The following is a 26,122-nucleotide window of genomic DNA, read 5'->3' as shown; positions in this document are numbered from 1 at the left end:
TGCGATTGCCATGTCGCATCCCTGACTTATTCCTATGTTGCTCCTCGCAATGGCATGATTAGTATAATCTTATTCGATTATGATCCTACACCGCATAGGCTATGGTAGCTATACTCAACTTCAAACCAGGAACTTTCAATAACTCCGCGCCGCAGGCTTCAAGCGTTGAGCCGGTAGTTACTATATCGTCGACCAGTAATACATGTTTGCCTTCAAGTGCAGCCGCATCTTTAACAGCAAATACATGCTGCATATTTTCAAACCGGGCAAAGCGTGATCGTTGAGTTTGAGTTTTAGTGGCCACTGTACGTACAAGGCTGTGCTCATCAACCACCCCCTTTAACTTTTCGGCAAGGCCATGGGCAAAGCAGGCGCTTTGGTTGTAGCCACGTTCGCGCAGGCGGCGCTGATGGAGCGGCACCGGAATAATTACATCTGCCGTATTAAAAATATCATTTGCGGCCAGCTGTGCCCCTGCTATGGCGCCAAGCAGATTGCCGATCTGGTGCATGCCTTTGTATTTAAAATGGTGCATCAGGTTTTGGATTTTTCCTCCTTTATGAAAATAATAGAGCGCGTAGGCAGCTTCAACATTAATTTTACCCCAAAATTGCTGGGCTACAATATTAGCAGGCTGCTGATGAAAATTGGTAAAGGGTAAATTAAAGCGGCAATCGCTGCAAATGATACGCTCACCTGCTACCAAGCTGGCCTGGCAGGCCGGGCAAAGTTCCGGGAACAGCAGGGCGGCAAAATCTGAAAAGTAGGCACGCAGTAATTTCATGCCCTCAATTTAATACGGATTTTTTAAACTTCGGCCAGTTTATCTTTTTCTTTGATGGCGAGCTGTCCGCAGGCGGCGTCAATATCCTTGCCGCGGCTCCGGCGGAGATGCGTGTTAATACCTTGTTTGGTGAGGTAATCAGCAAATGCTTCAACTTTATCTTCGCCGGCATTGATGTAGCTGGCAAAAGCGATAGGATTGTATTCGATGATGTTGACCTTGCAGGGCAGGTGTTTGCAAAATTTAGCCAGCTCCATAGCGTCCTGGATGCCATCGTTCACACCATCAAAAATAATGTACTCGTAGGTCACCGGGTTTTTGGTTTTGGCGTAGTAATATTTCAATGCCTCGGCCAGGGCTTTTAACGAGTTTTGCTCGTTAATGGGCATAATAGTATTACGCTTTTCGTCGTTTGCCGCATGCAGGGAAAGGGCAAGGTTAAATTTTACCTGGTCGTCGCCCAGTTTTTTGATCATTTTGGCAATGCCGGCTGTTGATACGGTAATGCGTTTGGCAGCCATGTTAAGCCCATCCTCGGAGGTGATGCGCTCTATCGACTTCATCATATTGGCATAGTTGAGCAACGGCTCGCCCATGCCCATGTAAACAATATTTGATAAAGGCTGATTGTAGTTTTCGCGGGCCTGCTGATCAATTAAAACTACCTGGTCGTAAATTTCATCAGGGTTGAGGTTCCTTTTGCGCTCCATATAGCCGGTGGCACAAAATTTACAGGTAAGACTACAACCCACCTGCGATGATACACAGGCCGTCATACGGCCGGGAGTTGGAATTAAAACGCCCTCAATTAAGTGGTTATCGTGTAAAATAAAAGAATTTTTTATAGTTTTATCAGCACTAACCTGTGAAGAATTAATTTTTACATTATTAATTACAAAATTTGCATCCAGTTTAGCACGGAGTTCTTTTGAAATATTGCTCATCTCGTTGAAAGAAAAGCAAGATTTTTTCCAAAGCCATTCATACACCTGTTTTGCCCTGAAGCCTTTTTCATCCATACGGATAAAATGCTCCTGTAAAGCATTCAGGCTCAGGCTGCGGATGTCGATTTTATCTTTTGTATTGTTCACAGTGCAAAAGTACTTAAATTTAAAAAAATCTATCTTTTTTTAAAGTCATTCTTTTTTGGCTAATAAAAAACAATAACTAAAAGTTAATTGTACTTATTTTGCAGGACAGATTGTTTTGAAAAACGTTATGTGTTACGATACCAAGTTTAAATTTTAATGAAAAGTTTTAGAGCCGATTACGTTTTTCCTGTTTATGCCGATCCGATTAAAAATGGTATAGTCACTGTTGATGATCAGGGTAAGATCATCGCTGTTACCGATAGTAACAAGCCTCCCAGCGGGCATGTGCAACAAGTAAGCGGAGTTATTTGCCCCGGATTTATTAATACGCATTGCCATACCGAACTTTCTCATTTAAAAGATAAAGTAAAGCCCAAAGGCGGCCTGGTAAATTTTATAAAAGACGTTCAATCTTTACGCAGTACCGATCAGCAGGAGGTTCTTGATGCCATAGCTAAAGCCGATCAGGAAATGTATGATAACGGCATTGTAGCCGTTGGTGATATCTCCAACACTAATAACAGTGTTGCGATGAAAAAACAAAGCAAATTATACTATCATACCTTTGTTGAAACTTTTGGTTTTTTGCCCGAAAAGGCTGCTGAAGTTTTTGAAAAAGCGCTGGCTCTGCTCAATGAATTTAAGCCCGGCTCATGTTCTATAACCCCGCATGCACCGTATTCGGTATCAAAGGAGTTATTTAAGCTGATTAAAAAGCACAGCGATACCAACGATGAAAACCTGCTCAGTATCCATAACCAGGAGTGTGAGGATGAGAACAAATTTTACCGGTATAAGCTTGGTGCTTTTTTAGAGTTGTACGAGCATTTTGGTATGGATATATCCTATTTCAAGCCACAGGCCCGTAACTCTGTACAATCTATTATCCCGCTGCTCTCTAACAAACAAAAGGTTTTGCTGGTACATAATACCTGTACCAACCTAAAAGATATTTATTTCATAAAACGATTTGACAGGAAGATAAACTGGTGTTTTTGCCCTAATGCCAATCTTTATATTGAGGGGCGTTTACCTAAAATTGATCTTTTTGTTGACCAGGGTTTTAATATTACCCTTGGTACTGATAGCCTTGCATCAAACAGCAAATTATGTTTACTGAGCGAGATGCGAGCTATTCAACAAAAGTTCCCTTCCATAAGCTTACCGCGCCTGGTTGAATGGGGTACCCGTAATGGAGCCGAATACCTGGGTATCGACGATGAAAAAGGCACGCTTGAAGCAGGCAAAACCCCGGGCCTGAACCTGATCAGCGGCCTTGATGGGTTTAAGATCACACCCGAAACCAAAGTAAAGAAACTGATATAATTGACACTAATTTTCACAAATTAGATCGAATTACACGAATAACGTCAAGGAAACATTCGTGTAATTCGATTAAATTATAAGCAATCTATACAAGGATTCGTGCAGATATCATCCTTTACTCACCGGCACAACTAAATGGATAGTAACCTCGGGCGGTGTGCCGCTTCTGTCGATGCCATACTTAGGAGGCAGTACTTTAAAATCGCCTTTAAACACGGCCTCGCTGCCTTTTTCGTCAAACGTAAAATGGATGGCTTCGGGATTGGTTTTGCCTTTCATGGTTAGCTTGCCGCTGGCAACGTAGCCGTTACCGCTTTTTGATACCGAGGTTGATTCAAATTTAATGGTTGGATAATCGTCGGCACCCAGGGCCGATTTTACGTGGCTGGTTTTAATAAAGAAACCGGTTGCTGCGGTTGTAACATCGATAGTTGCCGAAATTTTAGCTTGTTCGGGATGGTCTTTATCAAATGTTATATCGGCTTTTAAGCCGCTGAATGAACCGCTTACCCTGTGGCCTTCAAAAGTTACCTGGGCTTCATCGTCTTTCACTTTCCAGTTGCCCAAAATAGCGAAAGCCGAAAAGGTTGTAAGAGCAATGATCAGGGCAGAAAAAATAATTTTTTTCATAAAATAGAATTTTAGAGTTATATCAATCAAAATAAAATGTAATGCGTTTTGTAGTGATTACGCTTGTAAAGTTAAAAGGTTGCTTAGCAGGAAAAAGTTAACTTTGCAATATCAATATACGATAATACTGATGATCAAACATATTAATATTACAGTTAAAGGCAAAGTACACGGCGTTTTTTACCGTAAATCAACAAAAGCAGTTGCCGATCAGCTTGGTGTTCGCGGTTTTGTGCTCAACGAGCCCAATGGTGATGTATACATGGAAGCCGAAGCTGATAATTCTACACTCGAAATGTTTTTGGAATGGTGTAACGAAGGGCCTCAGGACGCCGAAGTGACCGCTGTTGAAAGCCATGAAGGCGAATTGAAAAACTATCGTAATTTTGAGGTTGTTAAAAGGCGTTTGTAACTAAATACAAACCCATTAAATCGAATATCTCCATTGTCTACTATAAAAAAATTCGCCGGGCAAACTGCTATATATGGTTTAAGTACTATCATTTCCCGGATGATCTACTTTGTTTTAACGCCAATTTATACCCGTACCCTGCCGGTAAATGCTAACGGCGTTTTTACATCGGTATATGGAAGTGCTTCTATCATTAACGCCATTTTGGCTTTTGGTATGGAAACTACCTATTTCAGGTACCTGCAAAAACGTTCAGATAACAAACAGCAGGTTTATAATAATGCGTTTGGTGTTGTTATAATGGTATCAGTAATATTCCTGGTTTTTTGTGTACTATTTCTAAATCCTATTGTCAATTACATGCAGGCCGGCGTCGCTAAAGATCATGCCGACTATACTTTTTACGTAAAGTGCTTCCTCGTAATTTTAGTGCTTGATGCTTTTTGCGTAATTCCTTTTGCCCGTATCAGGGCAGAAGGCCGCCCCATAAAATACGCCATTATCAAATGCTCAAATATCGGCCTTGTAATGATGCTCAATTTGTTTTTTCTGTTCGGCGTTCCGTTTATAATAAATCACCATTTGCCATCCGGAGCGTGGATGGCAGGTTGGTACAGGCCCAATTGGGTAGGATATGTATTTTTAGCTAACGCAATAGCAAGCGGGCTTACCATATTATTGCTATTGCCCGAGATATTGCAAATGAAGCTGAAGTTTGACGGTGCCATGTTAAGCGAAATGTTTGCATACAGTTGGCCTATATTGATAGCCAATATATCGTTCATCATTAATGAGTCATTAGATAAGGTGATGCTGAAGCAAATGCTGCCCCAAAGTATCGCCGATACGCATGTGGGCATTTATGGCACCTGCGCCAAGATTGCATTATTTCTGAGTATTTTTGTGCAGGCCTTCAGGTTAGGTGCCGAACCGTTTTTCTTCAGCCATGCAAAAAACAAAAATTCGGGCGAAACTTATGCCCGCATCATGACGTACTTTGTAATTATGGTGGCCATTATATGTGTAGCACTTATTGCCAATGTTGATATACTGGCTACTCTTATAGTAGGAAAGGAAACGCATGAGGTGAAACATCATATAGTTTACAATCCGTTTTGGCAGGGCCTTGGCGTTGTACCGCCCTTGTTGTTCGGTTACCTGAGCCTTGGTATTTATATGAATCTTTCGGTGTGGTATAAATTGTCTGACCAAACCCGGTATGGCTTATATATATCTGGTGTAGGGGCGGTATTAACCGTTATTTTAAACTGGCTGCTTATTCCTAAATACAGCTATATGGCTTCGGCGTGGATCTCGTTCGCGGCCTATGCTACCATGATGGTGCTCTCGTACCTGTGGGGGCAAAAAAATTATCCCATCCCGTATAACTTAAAAAAGAACCTTGCGTATATAATTGTCTCGGTATTGTTTGTTTTTCTGTCGTTTTCAGTATTTAAACGTAATATTTTTGTTGGTAACGGGCTTTTACTTTTATTTGCGGCTGGAGCGTATTACTTTGAACGCAAAGAGTTAAAAGCTATATTTAAACGATGATCATCCGCATAATTAACAAATCAAAAAATAGTTTACCGGCTTATGAAACTGCTCATGCAGCAGGCATGGACCTGCGTGCTGATGTAGAAACTGCGGTAGTGCTTAAACCAATGGAACGTAAACTCATTCCAACAGGTTTATATATTGAATTGCCCGAGGGTTTCGAAGCGCAAATCCGCCCGCGAAGCGGCCTGGCATTTAAACATGGTATCGGTATTGTTAATTCGCCGGGCACTATTGATGCCGATTATCGCGGAGAGATCAAGGTATTACTCATCAATTTCTCGACAGAAGATTTTGAGGTCAATACCGGCGACAGGATAGCCCAGATGGTAGTTGCCAAACACGAGCGTGTTAACTGGGAGCAGGTAGAAGTACTGAACGAAACCCAAAGGGGCGAAGGCGGCTACGGACACACAGGGAAGTAATTAGAGTCAGGACTATAAGAGTCAGGAAGCAAGAAAGAAATATAGTCAAGACCATTAGAGTCAGGAAACAAGAAGAATGAAGATTGGTAAAAGCAATATTAAATTAGAAAGTACACGGAAAACACACCTGTTTTCTGCGCCTTTTCTTGCGTCTTTATTCTTGCCTCTTGCCATCTTGCCTCTAAATTCTCAGGCTCAGCATAAAAAGAACGGCGATAATAAAACACTGGCATCGGCAGGTAAGGTGATGAGTTATCAGGACAGCGCTATGGTTAAGCAGCTTTTCTTTTCGGCCCTGCGCGAAAAAACGGTTGAGAACTATAAGCTTGCCACCGAAATGTTTGAGCGCGTTTTACAGGCCGACCCTGCAAATGATGCTTCTTTATATGAACTGGCAAACCTTAAAAGGCAGCAAAATGATTTTGCAGCTTCTGAGCCTCTTTTAGAGCAGGCTGTAGCAATAAATAAGGATAACGAATGGTATTGGGCGGCATTGGCCGATAGCTACGAAAAAACCAATACCATTGATAAGCTTGAAAATGTTTTTAACCAGCTGATCAGGCTTAACCCGGATAAATCGGCGTATTATTTTGACAAGGCCAATGCTTTTACCATCCTGAAAAGGTACGATGATGCCCTTAAGGTATATGATGAGATTGAAAAATTGAACGGCCCGAGTGATGATCTTTTAGCCAATCGTCAAAAAATCTATTTAAAGCAGGGAAAAATTGACCAGGCCACTTCTGAACTGGAAAAGCAGATAGCCGCTAATCCCGGGGAGATCCGTTACTACCTGGCCCTTGGCGAAGTTTACAACTCGAACGGGTTTGCCGATAAAGCGCTTAAAGTATTGCAACAAGCCGAAAAGCTTGATCCGCGAAATGGTTTGGTGCACTTCGCGCTGGCCGATATCTATCGCGATAAAAAGAATAACGAAGCCAGCTTTAATGAGCTTACCCAGGGATTTGCCATTCCGGATATCGGCATCGACCAAAAAATTAATATTATATCGGGATACTTTCCTAAGTTTCCGGAGGTTAATGCTAAAGCCAGCGCGCTTGAATTAAGCCGGATCCTGACCGTTGCCCATCCTAACGATGCCAGGGCTTATGCTATTTACGGCGATATGCTGATCCAGAATACCAAATATAAAGAGGCAAAGCCAGTACTTAAAAAATCGGCCCAGCTTAATAACCAGGTGTACAATGTTCAGGAACAGCTGGTGCGCCTGGATTTAGGCGACAATGACCTTGATGCCGCTATTAAAGATGGTGAAAACGCATTGTCATTATTTCCGAACCAGGCCTGGATGAACTATCTTGTTGGTGTGGCCTGGGCACAAAAAAAGGATAACAATAAGGCAGTTGGTTATCTTAAAAATGCTACTTCATTAGAACTTCAGGATAAGGAGCTACTTTCGTTAAGTTTTTCATTATTGGGCGATTGCTATCATGAGTTGAAGAATATTAAAAGCTCTGACGAAAGTTATGAGAAAGCTTTAACCTACAATCCGGATAATGCATTCACTTTAAACAATTATGCTTATTATTTATCGTTAAGGAATGAGCAGCTGGAAAAGGCGGCAGCAATGTCGGCACATTCCAACGAGTTGCAGCCTAATACGGCATCGTTTGAAGATACTTATGCCTGGATACTGTTTAAACAAAAAAAATATGCCCAGGCAAAAGAATGGATGGAGAAGGCCCTCACGCATGATAAAGACAATAGCGGGGTTAAGTATGAACATTATGGTGATATATTGTTTTTCCTCGGGAATACTGATGCTGCCGTAACTAACTGGAAAAAGGCGAAAGGCTTTGGTGAGCAGTCACCTGTTTTAGATCGTAAGATAAATGAAAAAAAATATAGCGAATAGTTTACTTATAGCTTGCTGCCTGCTGGTAATGCTAAGCTGTAAAGCACGTAAACAAGTTTTGGTTACCCGTAAGGCAGATTCGACAGCAAGGACGAGTGATATTGCCGGCAAACTGGCTGCCATAAGGGCAAACCAGGTCAATTTTACAACATTTGCGGGCAAGGCAAAAACCAAGCTTAGCATCAATAATAACAGCAATGATGTTACCCTGAATATCAGGATAGCAAAAGATAAAAGGATTTGGGTTTCCATCACAGCAGTATTAGGCATTGAAGCGGCCCGCGCCGTGATAACACCCGACAGTATTATGATCATTAACCGCTTGCAAAACGTTTACATTAAAAAGCCATTCAGTTATATATATACTTACGCCAGCAAAGAGGTTAATTATAAAACGCTCGAGTCATTGCTGATTGGCAACGCGGTGCCCGAACTGCTGAACGAGCAGTCGACCTTTGACCATGCCGATGGCAATACAACCTTGAGCGGTTCCCTGAACGATCTGGTTTACAAGCTGATACTTGGTCCGGATAATAAGGTTACGCAAACCAATTTAGATAACCAGCGCCAGGCGCAATCATTACAGGTTACCAATAATACCTTTATCGAAGCAACAAACCGGGTATTGCCGGCACAAATAGATATCGCATCAGTAGTAAAAGATAAAAAAATACAAGTTAATTTGCATTATACTAAGGCCGATTTTGAAGTACAGCAAAACTATCCGTTCAGCATTCCTGATGGGTACGAGCCTGGTAAATAATTAATATGTTTATTTGATGAAGTTTATAAAAGCAGTTTTCTTTTTACTATTGGTACTGGCAGCAGTTAATGTACACGCACAAAGCAGTGACGAACTGAAACGTCGTAAAGCACAGCTGAATAAAGAGCTTGAACAATTAAATGAAGATTACAATGAAACTTTAAATAATAAAAAGGCTTCATTAAAGCAGCTAAGCATACTGAAGGCACAGATAAACCTGCGGCAGGAAAAAATTGAAAATATCAACTCTGAAGTAAGATTATTGGATAATCAAATCTCTGAGAGCAATAATAACGTACGTAGCTTACAGTCGCAGTTGGATCAGCTTAAAAAGGAGTATGCAGCCATGATCCTGTTTGCATACCGCAACCAGAGCGCCTATAATAAGATGATGTTCCTTTTTGCATCAAAAGACTTTAACCAGGCCTATAAACGGTTAAAATATTTACAGCAGTTTGGTACCTACCGTGAGCGGCAGGCAAACTATATCCAGGGTACACAAAAAGAGCTGCATGTTAAAATTAATGAGCTTGACCGTACCAAGAATGAAAAAAATGATCTCTTGAAAGATCAGCAAAAGGAAAAAGAAACACTGGGTAATGAACGTAATAACCAGGTTAAGGTGGTAAGCGATCTGTCGCAGCATGAAGGGATCCTGAAAAAACAACAGAGGGACCTGCAGGCCAAGATCGTTAAAACAACCCGTGCCATTAATGAGGCTATCCGCAGGGAAATTGAGGAAGCCAGGCGCAGGGCTGCTGAAGAAGAAAGACGCAGGGCTGAAGAAGCCGCAAGACTGGCCGCAGCCAAAGCAAAGGCCGAAAATAAGCCAGCGCCTGTTGCACCGGCTCCGGCTAAGCCGGCTGCGGCGCGCAGTACATCAAGTGTATTGAACGCCACGCCTGAGGCCGCTAAGCTGTCGAACGACTTTTTGGGTAATCGCGGTGGTTTACCATGGCCGGTATCCAACGGAATAATTACCCAGGGATTTGGTACCTATACCACGCCTGAGGGTATCAGGAGTGAAAGTACAGGTGTTGATATCCGTACTAACCAGGGCAGTACTGTTAGGGCTGTATTTGATGGTACGGTTGTAAAAGTGGGTGATGTGAGCGGGACCTATTTGGTAATTATATTGCATGGGGAGTATTTTACAGCTTATAGTAATTTACGGTCGGTAACTGTTGCGCGTGGGCAAAAAGTGAGCACCAAACAAGCTATCGGCACGGTGGCAACTGATCCATCGACAGGAGAAACGGAGGCGCACTTTGAAATTTATAAAGGAACAACACCCGTTAACCCCAAGATCTGGCTGGCGCCTAACTAATTAGTTATGAACTATAAGAAATTTTAATTGTATATATTTGTATCCTTAAACAGAATGCTATGTTAAGTTCAGTTTTGTTATTTTTAAATATTGGTACGGGCGAGATGGTACTGATACTTTTTGCAGCATTGATGCTATTTGGCGGCGAAAAGCTGCCCGGCCTGGCGAGGAGCCTGGGTAAAGGTATCCGCGACTTTAAAGATGCCTCTGAAGATGTTAAACGTGAGATCAATAACCAGATCAATAATTACGAGGAAAAAAAACCTGCACCTAAAGTAGAAGAAGAAAAACCGCTTTTAGATGAAAAAGCCTCCGAAGCTCCGGAAGCTGCAGCTGAGCACGAAAAGCCGGTTGTTGAAAATACTGTTCCAAATACAATCGCTATTAGCGATTATCATGTAAATACCCCGGCCGAGCCGGAACACCAAAGTCATATCAATTTAGATAAGACTGTTACCGGTAGTCATCTGGATACCGAAAAAGAAGAAGAATACAAATCATAATATAATATTAATCATACATAAAACTTAAAATCATGGGTGGATTAGGCGCACCAGAAATTATTCTGATCATCATTGCGATACTTTTATTATTCGGCGGTAAAAAAATACCTGAATTAATGAGAGGCTTAGGGAAAGGCGTTAAGGAATTTAAAGACGCGCAAAACAGCGACGGCTCATCTTCTTCATCTGAAGAAAAAAAAGCTTAATACCCTAACAGGGATTAGGTTTTAATGCCATTTTTATTGAGTATATGAACTTATCTGTTGATTTATTTCTTATTTCAACGGATAAGTTTTTTATTTTAGCCCCATGGCTAATATTTATTCCTCTTTAACCGAAATAAAGAGCGGGTTGCAACGTGCAGAAATTACTGTTGAAGGTCTTGTAAAAGGCTATTTGCTTGAAATTGAAAAAAATGCTCATTTAAATGCTTTTAATGAAGTGTTTGCTGATGAAGCGCTGATTGCTGCAAAAAACGTTGACAACAAAATAAAGAATGGCACCGCCGGCAAATTAGCCGGTATGGTTATCGGCATTAAAGATAATATCTGCTATAAAGGGCACCAGGTTAGTGCCTCCTCAAAAATCTTAACCGGTTTCACTTCCATCTTTTCATCAACTGTGGTTGAACGCCTGCTGGCCGAAGATGCGGTGATCATTGGGCGCTGCAACTGCGATGAATTTGCTATGGGTGCCACCAACGAATCATCATACTTTGGCCCGGTAAAAAACCATGCCGATGAAACTAAAGTTGCAGGCGGTTCGTCAGGTGGTTCGGCTGTAGCCGTACAAGCAGGGATGTGCCATGCCGCTTTAGGTACGGATACGGGTGGTTCGGTAAGGCAACCAGCTTCATTTTGCGGCGTTGTTGGTTTAAAACCAACATACGGCACAATTTCAAGGCATGGTATTATCGCCTATGCTTCATCGTTTGACCAGGTTGGTCCTATCACTAAATCGGTAGAAGACGCTGCATTATTGCTGGAAGTACTCGCAGGTCCGGATGAATATGACAGTACGTTATCACAAACTCCGCCGCCTGCATCATATACTAATCTTCAAAAGCCGGGAAAAAAGAAGATAGCTTACCTGCAGGAAGCCATATCAAGCCCTGGTGTTGACACCGAAGTAAAAGACAACCTTGTACAATACATCGATAAGCTGCGTGCCGATGGGCATACAGTTACCCCGATAGCTTTTGAATTGTTGGATTATCTGGTGCCAACTTATTATATCCTGGCCATGGCCGAAGCATCATCAAACCTGGCAAGGTACGATGGTGTGCATTACGGTTATCGCAGTCCGCTGGCTACAGATTTACAGTCTACTTATAAACGTTCCCGTTCTGAGGGTTTTGGTAACGAAGTAAAGCGCCGTATTATGCTGGGTACTTTTGTTTTGAGCGCGGGGTATTACGATGCTTACTACGCTAAAGCACAAAAGGTACGCAGGCTGATCCAGGAAAAAACTAATGAAATACTGGAAGAGTATGATTTTATATTGGTACCGTCGGCGCCCGAACCGGCTTTTGAAATAGGTAAGGAAGAGAAAGATCCAGTGGTAATGTATCTTTCTGACATATTTACCGTACAAGCCTCATTAACCGGTGTACCGGCCATATCAATACCTACGGGCAATAACAGCAACGGTTTGCCGTTAGGTTTACAGTTATTAACAAAGCACTTTGGCGAACAGCAACTGTTAGATTTTGCCAAATATTTTCTCGATCTATAATAAAAAATGATATTTTAGTAAAATGCTGATGCTTTGGGCATTATAAATTAATCAAATCCCTGAATAAATGAAGAGATTATTTACGCTGACCATTTGCCTCTTATCACTCCAAGTTTTACAAGCCGAAACAAACACAACCAATTCGGCAAAGTCAATTAAGCAAATAAGCCGGGCAACCAAATTTAACCCCGATATTGTAAACGCCGACACTACTATTTTACCGGTGCTTAACCAGTCGTTGCCGGTAAGTACATACGGAGGTTTGTACAAGCGCCGGTTAGATTCCATTCGTAAAGATATCCAGCTTGATTATAATGAATATGTACAGGGTTATATCGATCTGTATATGCACAACCGCGATGAAATGGGCCAGGTTGCAGGCTTAACCAAATATTACTTCCCCATATATGAAAAGGCTTTCCGCGAAGCCGGGATCCCCGAAGAAATAAAATTCCTGTCGATTGTTGAATCAAAGCTTGATCCGAACGCGGTATCAAGGGTAGGGGCCACAGGACTTTGGCAGTTTATGGGCACCACGGCAAAAACTTATGGCTTAAACATGGATAACTATGTTGATGAACGCCGTGACCCTATCCAATCGAGCTATGCCGCGGCTGCCTATCTGAAGGATGCCTACCAGGAATTTGGCGACTGGCTACTGGCCATTGCCTCATATAATTGCGGTAAAAGCAATGTGGAACGCGCTGTTGAAAAGGCCGGTGGTGTAACCGATTTTTGGAGCATCCGCCAGTACCTGCCTGTTGAAACCCGTGGCTATGTGCCTGCTTTCATTGCCATGAATTATGTGATGCATTATTTTAATAAACATAACATTGTTGCACAAGCCTGCAATTTCTCTACCCGTACCGATACGGTGATGGTAAAAAGGGTAGTGCCGTTAAGTAATGTTGCCCAGGCGCTTGATGTGAGTTTAAGAGAGATTACGATCCTTAACCCATCGTACAGGATGGCGGTAGTTAACGGAAGTCCTAAAACACCGCGCAGGCTTATTATTCCTCAAACTGCAAAAGATCATTATGCTGCATTATATAATGTATTAAATGGCGTTGATGCGCCTGTGCAACCAACACCTGCAAGGCCCGCTACTTATGCCGCTGTTCAATATACCCCGGCAAAATCCGAACGCCGAATGCCAACCCACCATAAAGTAAAAAGAGGCGAAACGCTTGCTTCTATCGCTGATATGTTTGGCTGTGAAGTATCAGACCTTAAAGTTTGGAACCATCTTAAAACTAACCGGGCAACAGTGGGGGCCATGTTAAAAGTATCTGCCGGCGAAGTTGCTGCCAATGTGCAGGATGACGGGCAGTATTCAAAGAATTAATTTTTTTTCGGAGATTCCAATGTCTGCAAGTCCGAAAGTTGAGATCCAGCTTTCGGATTTTTATTTTTATAAAGTTATAAAAGTCATTTTTCCACCGCTTGGCCCCAGCCGAACCATGGCTTTTGGGGATTAACACCGTTTTTTGATTATTTTGTTGATTTTCAGCGTTTTGAGTATAAATAACCCCGATTTCTGTTAACCCTGTTAACCCCCCTCACCACCGCTCGCCTCCTGACGGGTGGCAACTATCAAGCAGCCTCCGGCCGCCGGAGCAAAAGCAGCTTAGACCGCTATACCCGGAGTTTTTAAACTTACGCTCGTTTACAAACCTACCGTGTACCCATATCTTTAAAAAAATGTCATTTCGACAGAGCTGGGCAGGCCTAAGTATAGGAGCGAAAGAGAAATCTTATACGCCCTGTAGAGCCGCTTTACATAGTTTAGAGCTTGATGTATAAGATTTCTCCTCACCACATTCGCACATTTCCCAACAGGCTCGTCGAAATGACATCTTCTTTTAATTCATAATAATAATTAAAAGATATGGGTACACGGTAGGTTTGTAAACGAGCGCAAGAGATGATTCCAAAAGCGAAAAAAGCTTCGTAGATTTATTTCAACCAACCACTCATCAGCATGGAAAAGCCAAAGGAAAATATTGACGAATATATTGCCGGTTTCCCGGAGGGTGTACAGCGGAAACTGCAACAGTTGCGTGAAACGATCAAAGCCGCTGCGCCAGATGCCGAGGAGGCTATCAAATACGCTATTCCAACCTTTGTGCTCAATGGCAATCTGGTGCACTTTGGTGGCTTCAAAAATCACATTGGTTTTTATCCGGCCCCGCAGGGATTGGAAGAATTTAAAGAAGAATTGTCAGGTTATAAGGGAGCCAAAGGCTCGGTTCAGTTTCCGCTTGATGAGCCTATGCCTCTTGAGCTGATCACCAAAATTGTAAAGTTCAGGGTTCAGAAAAATTTGGAGAAGGCAAAGAAGAAAAAATAGAACATTGCCAAATCCGTTCTTTTAAACATATCTTATCAAAACTTTAACCATATTTTATCCTCTTTTTAACATAATCGCAAAAAGGGGCTTTTTTATGTTTGTTCCATAAAAAGAATTGTAATTTTGGGCGCTTCAATTTGAAAAAAATGAATAAAACTAACCGAAAACAGGACGCGCTGAATTACCACTCGCAAGGCCGTCCCGGAAAGATACAAGTTGTACCTACCAAACCAACAAATTCGCAGCGCGACTTAACCATGGCCTACTCGCCCGGTGTGGCTGAACCATGTTTAAAGATTGCTGACAATACCGAAGATGTTTATAAATATACCGCCAAAGGTAATCTTGTAGCCGTGATCAGCAACGGTACTGCCGTACTTGGCCTGGGCAACATCGGCCCTGAGGCCAGCAAACCTGTAATGGAGGGTAAGGGTCTCCTGTTCAAGATCTATGCTGATATTGACGTGTTTGATCTTGAATTGAACCCCAAAAGTGTAGATGACTTTGTAAACATTGTAAAAGCGCTTGAGCCCACTTTTGGCGGCGTAAATTTAGAAGACATCTCGGCGCCAACCTGCTTTGAAATTGAGCGCAGGCTGAAGGCCGAAATGAATATTCCCGTAATGCATGATGATCAGCATGGTACCGCCATTATATCGGGGGCAGCTTTAATGAACGCCTGCGAAATCCAGGGGAAAAAGCTGGATAAGATAAAAATGGTAGTTAACGGTGCAGGTGCCGCCGCGGTATCGTGTTCAAAAATGTACCTGTCATTAGGGGTTAAAAAAGAGAACCTGGTAATGTTTGATATCAATGGTGTGCTAAACCAGGAACGCACCGATCTTGACGAGATCAGGATGGAGTTTGCTACTGACCGCAAAGATGTTAAAACACTGGCCGATGCTATGAAAAATGCCGACGTATTTGTCGGTCTTTCGGCAGGTAATGTGGTAACCCCCGACATGCTGAAAACCATGGCTAAAAAGCCCGTTGTTTTTGCTATGGCCAACCCGGTACCCGAAATTGATTATGACCTTGCAGCCGGCACACGCGATGATATTATTATGGCAACCGGCCGTTCCGATTTTCCTAACCAGGTAAATAACGTGCTTGGTTTCCCTTACATTTTCCGAGGTGCGCTGGATGTAAGAGCTACTGCCATTAACGAGGAAATGAAGATTGCCGCTACACACGCCATTGCCGAAATGGCTAAAAAGCCGGTTCCCGAAGCCGTTAACCTCGCTTATAACCTTACTAACCTGAAATTTGGCAAGGATTATATCATCCCGAAACCAATGGACCAAAGGCTGATTACCGAGGTATCCATGGCGGTGGCAAAAGCGGCCATAGCTTCAGGTGTAGCCCGTAAGGTTATCACCGATTGGGATGCGTATGCAGAGGAGCTGAGGGTGCGCCTGGGTACTAATGATAAGCTGCTGCGTAACCTTACCGCTAAAGCAAAACAGAACCCTAAGCGCGTTGTATTTGCCGAGGCTGATAATTATAAGATCTTAAGATCGGCGCAGATAGTGAAAGAGGAAGGTATTGCCACTCCTATTTTACTGGGCAATATCGACAGGATCAAAAAGATCATCCATGATAATGACCTTGATTTGGGCGATGTTCATATTATTGATCCACGGGAAGGATGTGAGCATATGGATGAGTATACCGAGTTTCTGTATAACAAACGCCAGCGCCGGGGGATTACCCTGTACGAGGCTAAAAAGCAATTGGTAGACCGCAACTACTACGGCGCTTGTATGGTGCAGTTTGGCCGTGCTGATGCGCTGATCTCAGGTTTAACCAAAAACTATGTAACCACAGTGAAACCTGCCCTGCAAATTATCGGTACTGAAGAGGGTGTGAACCGTGTTGCGGGCATGTATATGATGATCACCGCTAAAGGCCCTGTGTTTTTTGGCGATACAACGGTGAACGTAAACCCATGTGTGAATGATTTGGTTGATATTACCGTGCTGATAGAACGCTCGGTAAAGCAATTTAATATCAGCCCGAGGATAGCTGTATTATCATACTCCAACTTTGGTTCGAACGAAGGGGAGATACCGGAAAAAACCAGGGAAACAGTAGCGATACTGCACGAAAAATACCCCGACATGGTTGTCGACGGCGATATGCAGGCCAACTTTGCGCTTAACGCTGATTTGCTTGATGATAACTTCCCGTTCTCAACACTCAATGGTAAACCGGCCAATACACTGATTTTCCCTAACCTGGAGTCGGGTAATATTGCCTATAAACTTTTGCAGGAAATAGGCGGCGCCGAAGCAGTTGGGCCGATATTGGTTGGCTTAAAAAAACCCGTGCATGTGTTGCAGTTAGGCAGTTCGGTACGTGAAATTGTAAATATGGTTACTATTGCAGTGGTTGATGCACAGGCAAAAGCTGCCGCCAACAGTTAAATAGAACTCCCTCTAAAGTTCCCCCGGAAGGGAGGGTTTGAGTAGGGTTAGTAATACATTTTTGATAAAGACGCTGGTATTTAAATACTTAGCGTCTTTGTTTTTTAAGGTGAGTATAACGCAGCTTTTTGTTTGTCATTATATGAACATAATGACGCCGGAATTTTATCTTTGGATAATCACTGTAAAAGCTATCTGCCATTAACATCATTGTTTAAAAATTAATAAAGTAATAATATATGTATGATTATATTAGTGGAAAACTAATGTTCAAAAGCCCGTCGTATGTGGTTATAGATGCGGGAGGGGTAGGGTATCATATTAATATTTCGGTAAATACCTATTCGGGCATTAGTGACGACGAAAAATGTAAACTCTTTGCATGGTTACATGTAAAGGAGGACGCGCACACACTTTACGGCTTTGCTACAGAAGGTGAACGCAGGTTGTTCTTACATTTGATCTCTATTTCGGGTATCGGGCCAAATACGGCAAGGATGATGTTATCGTCCATAAGCCCGGCCGAGATCCAGGCGGCTATTGTGAGCGGTAATGTTTCATTGATCCAGCGGATAAAAGGAATTGGGCCAAAATCGGCTCAGCGGATTATTTTGGAGCTGCAGGATAAGCTGCGTAAGGAAGGCCCCGATACTCTAACTGTTGTGCCGGTGAGCCAGACGGTTAAGGATGAAGCACTATCTGCATTAGTAATGCTGGGCTTTGCGCGTAACGTTGCCGAAAAGGTATTAGACCAGGAGATCAAGAAAAATAATGGCGAATTAACGGTTGAAGAACTAATTAAGTTCGCGTTAAAAACGCTATAATTACGGATAAATATCTACTAACTTTTGATCAAAGTATTTACTTATAAGACACTTATAAGTGTGTTGTTCATTGTGGTGTTCGGGGGGCTGGGAAATGTTTATGCACAACAAAAGCCCTCGCCTGCGGCTAAAAATGATACAACCAAATCAAATGCACCAATAAACCTGACCGCGCCACGAAGCCAGCGGATGAGGGAAGGTATTTTCAATACCGACCCGGCAGGCCTGGTACGTACCATTGAATATGATCCGGCCACAAACCGTTATATTTTATACGAAAGGGTAGGTAATTTACTTTACCGCCCCCCGCAGTATCTTACGTTTGAGCAATATTTAAAACTTAAAGAACGATCGACCCAGCGGGGCTATTTTCAGCAACTGGCAGATAATTATGCCTATGATTCGCAGCAGCCAGGGTTTATACCGCCTATAAAGGTCAGGAGCCGGACGTTTGAGCAGATCTTTGGCAGCTCGGTGATTGATATCCGTCCGCAAGGATCAGCAGAGATGATCATGGCCGGGCAGATAAATAAAAACCAAAACCCGCTTTTTAACACCCGCCAGCGCAGCCAGTTTAACTTTAATTTTGATCAGCGCATTCAACTCAACGTAACCGGTAATATAGGCGATAAGTTAAAGATCACCACCAATTACAATACCGACGCGCAGTTCCAGTTTGAAAACCAGATAAAGCTGGATTATACAGGCTCGCCCGACGAGATCATTCAGAAAATTGAAGCCGGTACGGTTAGTATGCCGCTTAATACCACGCTGATCACCGGTAGTCAGGCGCTTTTTGGCGTTAAAACCAAGCTGAAATTTGGACGGCTGGATGTTACCAGTATCTTTTCGCAGCAACGCTCACAGTCAAAAACGATAACTATTACCAATGGTTCGCAACAGGGTGAATTTAGGTTGACCCCTGCCGATTATGAGGCCAACAAGCACTTCTTCCTGTCGCAATATTTCAGGAATAATTATAACAGGGCGCTTGCCAATATCCCAATCATCAGCTCCAATGTAAACATTACTAAAATTGAGGTTTGGACAACCAACCGTACCAATGTAACTACCGATTCGCGCGATATATTGGCTTTCATGGACCTTGGTGAAAATAACCCATACAATAAAACCAGGATAGTAGGCGGCGGCAGCGCTCTGCCTGCGGGTTTTAAAGGGCCAGGTTTCGCTCAGCAATCAAACAACCTGTTATCTGTTTTGCCGCAAAATGTAAGGCTCACCAACTCCAATGATGTCGCCAGCTTTTTCCAGGGATCGGGCAATACGGATAACTATTCAAAACTAACTTACGCCCGCAAGCTTACTGATAAGGAATATACCCTGCACCCGCAGTTAGGTTACATCTCACTAAATTATCCCTTAAATAACGACGAGGTGCTGGCGGTTGCTTACCAGTATACTGTTAACGGTGTACAATACCAGGTGGGTGAATTTAGCAGCGATGTTGCGGTTAATCCCAATACGCCTAATGTGCTTTTTGTGAAATTGCTGAAAGGCGAGTTATTGAAAACCAACCTGCCTACCTGGGATTTGATGATGAAAAACATTTACTCCCTCGGTGCTTTTCAAATAGCCCCTACCAATTTTAAGCTAACTGTAACCCGCCTTGATGATAAAACGGGGATCGAAAAAACGGTAATGGAAGAGGGGCAAAACCTAAAAGGTAAACTTTGGCTCCAGGTAGCAGGGCTTGATAACCTCAACCAGCAAAGCGATAAAAAACCGGATGGCTACTTTGACTTTTTAGAAGGAATCACCATCGATTCGCAAAACGGGCGGATTTCGTTCCCGGTGGTGGAGCCTTTTGGTTCGGACCTGGCATCCAAATTTACCCCGGGCGAGACTGACCTGGTTAAACGATACGTTTATCAGCCATTGTATGACTCAACCAAAACCATCGCGCAGCAATATTTCCCGGCATTAAACAGGTATGTAATTAAGGGAACTTATACCTCAACGGGTGGTTCAGAGTACCAACTAAATGCAGTTAACATTCCGCAGGGATCAGTAAACGTAACCGCTGGTACGGTAAAATTGCAGGAGGGGAACGATTACACGGTTGATTACAATTCCGGGCGGATCAGGATCCTGAACCAGGCACTGTTATCTTCCGGCCAGCCTATTACCGTAAAGTTAGAGAATAATGAATTGTTCGGCGTACAGCAAAAGTCATTGTACGGCACCCGGCTTGATTATCATGCCAGCGATAAGCTTCAGTTAGGTGCTACTTTGATGCACCTTACCGAGCAGCCTATCACCCAAAATGAAATTGCCGGCGAAGAATCTATCTCCAATACCATTTGGGGCTTTGATGCCAATTACAGTTCAAACTCCAGGTTTTTAACCAGGTTGGTTGATAAGATCCCCGGCATCCATACCAAAGTGCCATCGTCCATTAATTTTTATGGCGAGTTTGCCAAACTGATGCCTGGAAGTCCCGGTGCATTGAATTTTGCCGGCTCCAAACACGGCACATCTTATCTTGACGATTTTGAGAACAGTCAATCGGTAATAGATATTAAAGGAGCTAACAGCTGGCAAATTTCAGGAACGCCGCAGCTATTCGGCGAATCGGCTTTGTTTGATAACCTGAGCTATGGTTATAACCGTGCCCGCCTGGCATTTTATAATATCGACCCGATATTTTATACCAATACAGGTTCCATCCCCATATCAAGAAGCGAGCTTTCCAACCATTATGTAAGGCAGGTAATTGAGCAGGAAGTTTTCCCTTACAAGCAGTCGGCTACCGGGCAACCGATTAGCCTGGCTACGCTCAACATGGCTTTTTATCCAAGTATCCGTGGGCCGTACAACTATGCTACCACCGGCATTAATCCCGATGGTACCTTGCAAAACCCTAAAACACGCTGGGGTGGTATGTTCAGGAAGCTGGAAACAAATGATTTTGAATCGTTGAACGTATCCTACATCGAGTTTTGGATGCTCGATCCGTTCATATACAAACCAAACTCGGCTGGTGGCGACTTGTACTTTAACTTAGGTTCGATATCAGAAGATATTTTAAAAGATGGACGTAAAAGCCTGGAAAATGGTTTGCCTGTTGACGGCGACCTGACCAAGGTGGATGAAACCAGCTGGGGGCGGGTGTCTAAACTACAGCCGGTTATTAATGCTTTTGATAACAACCCCGATGCCCGTAAACTGCAGGATGTTGGTTTGGACGGCATGAATGACCAGGATGAACAAACCAAATTTGCCCCGGTTGTTCAGCAGATAAAAGGACAACTGAACGCGCAGGCCGCTACTACCATCGCTGCCGACCCTTCGTCAGATGATTATCAGTATTACCAGGGCGCGGCGCTCGACCAGGCCCGTGCCGGCATCCTCGACCGTTATAGCAAATACAACGGCACCGACGGTAACTCGAAAACGGCGCAGCAATCGCAGGCCGAGCTTGGCTTGCAAAACTCGGCTTCAACATCCCTGCCCGATGGCGAGGATATTAACCGGGACAACAACATGAGCCAGGAAGATTCATATTTTCAATATAAAGTATCCATGCGCCCGGCAGATATGGTTGTAGGGCAAAATTACATCAGCGATAAAGTTACCGCACAGGTAAAACTGCCCAACGGCACAACACAGGCAGTTAACTGGTACCAGTTCCGCATCCCAATCTCAGATTATCAATCAAAAGTGGGCAATATCCAGGATTTTAAGGCAATCCGTTTTATGCGGATGTTCATGACCAACTTTGCCGATACTGCAGTACTGCGTTTTGCGACCCTGGAACTGGTGCGCGGCGAGTGGCGTGCTTTCAATACCGAAAAAAATCCGTTGAATGTTATTGCCGATCCGGCTATCCAAAACCCGCCGATGGATAATTCGACTATCGACGTGCAGGCCGTAAATATTGAAGAGAACGGTAACCGCACGCCTATACCTTATGTGGTGCCGCCCGGTATTAACCGCCAGCGTAATTACAATAACCTGCAAACCAATACCAAGCTCAACGAGCAATCACTGTCCCTTAATATAAAAAGCCTGCGCGATGGATATTCAAGGGCCGCCTTCCGTACTTTTTATAATGACCTGCGCAAATACAAACGCATGCAAATGTTTATCCATGCCGAGGGTGATTATTTGAAGGATAATGACCTGAACGCGTTTATCCGCCTCGGGGTTGATTACCAGGATAACTATTATGAGTACGAATTGCCTTTAAAAATAACCCAGCCGGGTACCAGCGATGCAGGAGCAATATGGCCGGATGTTAATGAAATGGACCTGGAGCTTGATTTGCTGATCCGGGCAAAGCTTGCACGTAATCACTCCAACGTGGCCTACAACCAGCTTTTTAAATACACCGAGGGTGATAAGGTAGTTTATATCAAGGGCCAGCCCGATTTAAGCAAGCTGCGTACCATTATGCTTGGCGTGCGCAATCCATATAAAGGCACAAATGTTTTGCCCGATGATGGGTTGGATAAATCAGGAACTGTTTGGTATGATGAGCTGCGCCTTACCGATTTTGATCAGCGCGGGGGATGGGCCGCTACCGCGAGGATTGATGCCAAGCTTGCCGACTTTGCCGATATTACCGTATCGGGCAGTAAAACAACTATTGGTTTCGGTACCCTTGATTCAAGGCTGAATGACCGGAGCCAGAGTGATGATCAAACCTATGACGTATCGGCCAATGTTGAGCTTGGTAAGTTTTTTCCGGATAAAAGCGGCATCCATATCCCGGCATACATCAATTTGTCATCACAAAGGAGCATGCCGCAATATGATCCCGGAGCGCCGGATGTTGAGCTGAAGGCGTCGCTGGCGGCGGCAACCAGCACCAAAGAGCGCGACTCTATCCGGAATGCGGCTATTGATATTACCACCCGTAAAAGCATCAACTTTACCAACGTACATAAGGCACGTACAAACCAAAATGCTCTCAACCATATTTGGGATATTGAAAACTTTAATGCCACTTATGCCTACACCGAATACAATCATCATGATTTTGTGACGCAGAATGATGTGGAGAAAACCTATAATCTCACACTCGCTTATAACTATACCAATCAGCCCAAATACTACAGCCCATTTGCCAAGATCATCAAAAGCAATATGCTGGCCCTGTTCCGCGATTTGAACTTTAGCCTGCTGCCGTCGCGATTAAATTTCAGCATCAATTTTAACCGCTTTTATTCGGAGAATACCCTGCGCGATAATGATCCCAATAACTATATCCCTATCCCGACAACAACATTTAATAAATATTTCAACATTACCCGTGTATATGGTATAGGCTGGAACCTGTCGAAATCATTGCAGATGGATATTGATGCTACCAATCTTTCGGTTGTGGATGAACCCGCCGGCCGTATCAATGGTTTAAAGCGCGATACCCTTTGGGATAACCTAAAAAAGCTGGGCCGTACAACCAATTATAACCACACCATCAACTTTAATTATACGGTACCTATTAACAAAATCCCGGGATTGGATTGGATATCGGCAGTAGCTCGTTACAGTACACACTTTAACTGGCAAACACAGCCGCTGTTTGCTATCAATAGCACCGCTTATGATGTTGGTAACAGTATTCAAAACTCAAGGGCAATCCAGCTTAACCCAACCCTGAATATGGTGTCGCTGTATAACAAGTTCCCTTTTATCCGTAAGGCCAATAACCCTAACAATAAAAAGAGCAATATCCTGATAGGCCTGCTAACCAGTGTTAAAAACCTAAGCGCAACCTATACCCGTACACAGGGAACGTTTTTACCGGGATACTTACCGCAGTCGGGCTTTTTTGGTGCAGATGGTAATGCCCCCGGGTTAGGCTTTTTATTGGGCAGCCAAACAGATATCCGGGCTAAAGCAGTTGCCAACGGCTGGATCACCACCGATACCCTGCAAAATCAGTTGTATACCACATCGTTAAACGAGGATATGCACTTCAGGGGGATTATTGAACCATTTAAAGATCTGCGGATTGAGCTTAGTGCATTTAAAACCCAGGATCATAATTACCAGGCTAATTTCAAATACCTGGCATCGAGCAATAGTATCGAAACATTAAGCCCGGTTACATCGGGTAACTACAGTGTATCGTTCCTTACCATTGGTACCGCCTTTGAATCGGCAAAGGGGATAAACAATGTTTCATCTACATTTCAGAAATTTTTGGATGCCCGCGCTGTGATATCGCAAAGATTAGGGCGTACCAACCCAAATTCGGCAGGGGTTGCTGATGGCTATGCCGATGGTTACGGGCCAAATTCGCAAAATGTGCTGGTGCCGGCGTTTCTGGCAGCATATGCAGGTAAAAATGCTTCGGGCAGTAACCTGTCGCAATTCCCAAAAATTCCTATTCCTAACTGGCAGGTAACGTACAATGGCTTAGGTAAGATCTCCTGGTTCCAGGATATTTTTGACTCGTTTGATCTGAGCCATGGTTACCGTTCATCATATAATGTAAGCGGCTTTACCTCGTTGCTGCAATATCGCGAGGCCAACGGCGCTGCCACTTCGCGCGATTTAAATAATGATTTCCTGCCGTTGTACCAGTTTTCGCAGGTTACCATTTTTGAGCAGTTTGTGCCTTTGCTGGGTGCAAGCGTACGCTTCAAAAACAGCATGACCGCCAATGCCGAATATCGCCAGAGCCGCTCGCTCAGCTTAAGTATGCTTAACAGCCAGTTGGCGCAGCAAAATGAAAAGATCATTGTTTTTGGTTTTGGTTACCACACCAAAGATTTCCATTTTCCGTTTGGCTGGTTTGAAGGCATCCAGCATAAGGACGTGAACTTTAAGCTTGATTTTTCATTACGCGATAATAAAACGCTCATTTACCGTGCCGATGTTGAATCGGCTGAGATCTCATCGGGTGCACAAAATATTACCGTAAGGCCATCTGTTGATTATGTGATCAACCAGCGCTTTAACCTGAATTTGTTTTATGATTCAAACCTTACCAAGCCCTATACTTCGCAAACGTTTAATACATCATTTACCAATTTTGGGATTAATTTGAAGTTGTTGCTGCAATAAGGCTTATTTGAAGATGGGTTAATTTGAAGATTTGAAAGTGAAAGACCCCGTTCCCTCGGGTCGCTCACAATTTAAATTAACTTCCGTCCCCTCAGGGGCTCTCGGGAGAGTAATAGCCCATGAAAAGGCAGGAATAATTTGTATATTTATGATAATGAATATCATAGAGACGATTAAGCGTTTTCCAGATCAGTCCAGTTGCATAGACTATCTTGAGGGATTAAGATGGCAAGGATTGCCAGAATGCCCGTATTGCAACAGCAAACGGAGCAGCAAGCGCCAGGAAAGCCAACGGCATATTTGCAATAGCTGTAACCGCAGCTATAGCGTTTTGGTCGGCACTGTTTTCGAGGGCACCAAACTTCCTTTGCCGCAATGGTTTTTGGCTATTTCATTAATGCTGAATGCGAAAAAGGGGTTATCTGCACGTCAGTTAAGCAGGGATCTGGGATGCAATCGTAAGACAGGCTGGTATTTGCAGATGCGGATACGGGAAGCCATGCGGGACGGCGGGGATGGCGGTTTGTTTAAGGGTATTGTTGAGGTAGATGAGACTTATTTAGGTGGTAAAAAAGCCAATCACTCAAAGAAAAAGCGGCAGGAAAGGCGCGATAATAATTTGCAGGTCACCGGCATGCAGGATAAACAGCCCGTGATTGGGTTATTGGAGCGGGATGGCCGTCTAAAGCTTCAGGTCATAGATAAGGCACATGGGAAAACGCTCAAACCCATTGTTGAACAATCAGTGAGCACAGATGCTACTATTGTAACGGACGGCTTTGGTGGATATGCCGGTTTAAATAAAATATTCCGTGAACATCAGGTATTAAACAAGGAAAAAGAAGAGTATGCCCGGGGAGAGTATCACACCAATACGATTGAGGGCTTTTGGACATTGTTAAAACGGGGGATATATGGTCAATACCATAAAGTATCGCTCAGACATTTGCAATCATACCTGAATGAGTTCACATTTAAATATAACAATAGAGGCAATAACCAGGTGTTTAACTTTTTAATTAACAAAATGGCTACTGCCTCTTGATGGGCTATTAC

Annotated in this window: 19 protein-coding genes; 16 read left to right on the top strand and 3 right to left on the bottom strand. The window is 43.4% G+C overall.

Annotation, left to right across the window (positions count from 1 at the left end; translation table 11 throughout):
* Positions 1-85: 85 nt before the first annotated feature.
* A complete protein-coding gene (locus J3L18_RS20010) occupies positions 86-784 on the bottom strand; it encodes a ComF family protein (RefSeq protein ID WP_129571814.1) in 699 nt (232 codons plus the stop codon).
* 23 nt (positions 785-807) lie between these two features.
* Positions 808-1,875: a dual-specificity RNA methyltransferase RlmN gene (rlmN, locus tag J3L18_RS20005; RefSeq protein ID WP_091174591.1), complete on the bottom strand. Its 1,068-nt coding sequence runs from the start codon at positions 1,873-1,875 to the stop codon at positions 808-810.
* Between the two features lie 156 nt (positions 1,876-2,031).
* Here rlmN and J3L18_RS20000 point away from each other — a divergent pair, with 156 nt between their 5' ends.
* Positions 2,032-3,201, top strand: coding sequence for an amidohydrolase family protein (locus tag J3L18_RS20000; protein WP_091174594.1), 1,170 nt, complete (start codon positions 2,032-2,034; stop codon positions 3,199-3,201).
* 108 nt (positions 3,202-3,309) lie between these two features.
* Here J3L18_RS20000 and J3L18_RS19995 read toward each other — a convergent pair whose 3' ends face one another.
* The gene (locus tag J3L18_RS19995) at positions 3,310-3,831 is read right to left on the bottom strand and encodes a YceI family protein (protein WP_091174596.1); all 522 of its coding nucleotides are present in this window, start codon (positions 3,829-3,831) and stop codon (positions 3,310-3,312) included.
* 130 nt (positions 3,832-3,961) lie between these two features.
* Between J3L18_RS19995 and J3L18_RS19990 the strand changes: the two genes are divergently transcribed.
* The 15 genes from J3L18_RS19990 (at position 3,962) to J3L18_RS19920 (ending at position 26,111) form a co-directional block, all read left to right on the top strand.
* Complete coding sequence (locus tag J3L18_RS19990) at positions 3,962-4,243, top strand: acylphosphatase (protein ID WP_311084056.1); 282 nt, start codon at positions 3,962-3,964, stop codon at positions 4,241-4,243.
* 33 nt (positions 4,244-4,276) lie between these two features.
* Entirely contained in the window at positions 4,277-5,797 is a 1,521-nt protein-coding gene (locus J3L18_RS19985) for an MATE family efflux transporter (RefSeq protein ID WP_129571813.1), read from the top strand.
* A complete protein-coding gene (gene dut, locus J3L18_RS19980) occupies positions 5,794-6,225 on the top strand; it encodes a dUTP diphosphatase (RefSeq protein ID WP_091174598.1) in 432 nt (143 codons plus the stop codon). Before J3L18_RS19985 ends, dut begins: the two co-directional genes overlap by 4 nt.
* Positions 6,226-6,400: 175 nt before the next feature.
* Entirely contained in the window at positions 6,401-8,101 is a 1,701-nt protein-coding gene (locus J3L18_RS19975; RefSeq protein WP_189549494.1) for a tetratricopeptide repeat protein, read from the top strand.
* Complete coding sequence (lolB1, locus tag J3L18_RS19970; protein WP_129571811.1) at positions 8,079-8,864, top strand: lipoprotein insertase outer membrane protein LolB1; 786 nt, start codon at positions 8,079-8,081, stop codon at positions 8,862-8,864. The genes J3L18_RS19975 and lolB1 overlap by 23 nt, the downstream gene beginning before the upstream one ends.
* Positions 8,865-8,880: 16 nt before the next feature.
* Complete coding sequence (locus tag J3L18_RS19965) at positions 8,881-10,191, top strand: murein hydrolase activator EnvC family protein (RefSeq protein WP_091174604.1); 1,311 nt, start codon at positions 8,881-8,883, stop codon at positions 10,189-10,191.
* A 59-nt stretch (positions 10,192-10,250) separates the two neighbouring features.
* Positions 10,251-10,694: a Sec-independent protein translocase subunit TatA/TatB gene (locus J3L18_RS19960; RefSeq protein WP_091174606.1), complete on the top strand. Its 444-nt coding sequence runs from the start codon at positions 10,251-10,253 to the stop codon at positions 10,692-10,694.
* Positions 10,695-10,726: 32 nt separating this feature from the next.
* Positions 10,727-10,900: a Sec-independent protein translocase subunit TatA/TatB gene (locus tag J3L18_RS19955; RefSeq protein WP_175490113.1), complete on the top strand. Its 174-nt coding sequence runs from the start codon at positions 10,727-10,729 to the stop codon at positions 10,898-10,900.
* Positions 10,901-11,003: 103 nt separating this feature from the next.
* The gene (gene gatA, locus J3L18_RS19950; protein ID WP_129571810.1) at positions 11,004-12,428 is read left to right on the top strand and encodes an Asp-tRNA(Asn)/Glu-tRNA(Gln) amidotransferase subunit GatA; all 1,425 of its coding nucleotides are present in this window, start codon (positions 11,004-11,006) and stop codon (positions 12,426-12,428) included.
* A gap of 67 nt (positions 12,429-12,495) precedes the next feature.
* Complete coding sequence (locus tag J3L18_RS19945; protein WP_129571809.1) at positions 12,496-13,773, top strand: lytic transglycosylase domain-containing protein; 1,278 nt, start codon at positions 12,496-12,498, stop codon at positions 13,771-13,773.
* A gap of 636 nt (positions 13,774-14,409) precedes the next feature.
* The gene (locus tag J3L18_RS19940; protein WP_129571808.1) at positions 14,410-14,778 is read left to right on the top strand and encodes an iron chaperone; all 369 of its coding nucleotides are present in this window, start codon (positions 14,410-14,412) and stop codon (positions 14,776-14,778) included.
* A gap of 146 nt (positions 14,779-14,924) precedes the next feature.
* Positions 14,925-17,204 carry an NADP-dependent malic enzyme gene (locus J3L18_RS19935; RefSeq protein ID WP_129571807.1) on the top strand — a complete coding sequence of 760 codons (2,280 nt, stop codon included), beginning with the start codon at positions 14,925-14,927 and terminating at the stop codon, positions 17,202-17,204.
* A gap of 239 nt (positions 17,205-17,443) precedes the next feature.
* The gene (gene ruvA, locus J3L18_RS19930) at positions 17,444-18,028 is read left to right on the top strand and encodes a Holliday junction branch migration protein RuvA (RefSeq protein WP_091174622.1); all 585 of its coding nucleotides are present in this window, start codon (positions 17,444-17,446) and stop codon (positions 18,026-18,028) included.
* Positions 18,029-18,052: 24 nt separating this feature from the next.
* Complete coding sequence (gene sov, locus J3L18_RS19925) at positions 18,053-25,066, top strand: T9SS outer membrane translocon Sov/SprA (RefSeq protein ID WP_223266308.1); 7,014 nt, start codon at positions 18,053-18,055, stop codon at positions 25,064-25,066.
* Between the two features lie 154 nt (positions 25,067-25,220).
* On the top strand, positions 25,221-26,111 hold the full coding sequence (locus J3L18_RS19920) for an IS1595 family transposase (protein ID WP_189549506.1): 891 nt from the start codon (positions 25,221-25,223) through the stop codon (positions 26,109-26,111).
* Positions 26,112-26,122 lie beyond the last annotated feature (11 nt).

This window comes from Mucilaginibacter gossypii, from assembly GCF_017569325.2.
Classification (GTDB): domain Bacteria; phylum Bacteroidota; class Bacteroidia; order Sphingobacteriales; family Sphingobacteriaceae; genus Mucilaginibacter; species Mucilaginibacter gossypii.
This window is presented reverse-complemented; position numbering and strand designations above follow the sequence as displayed.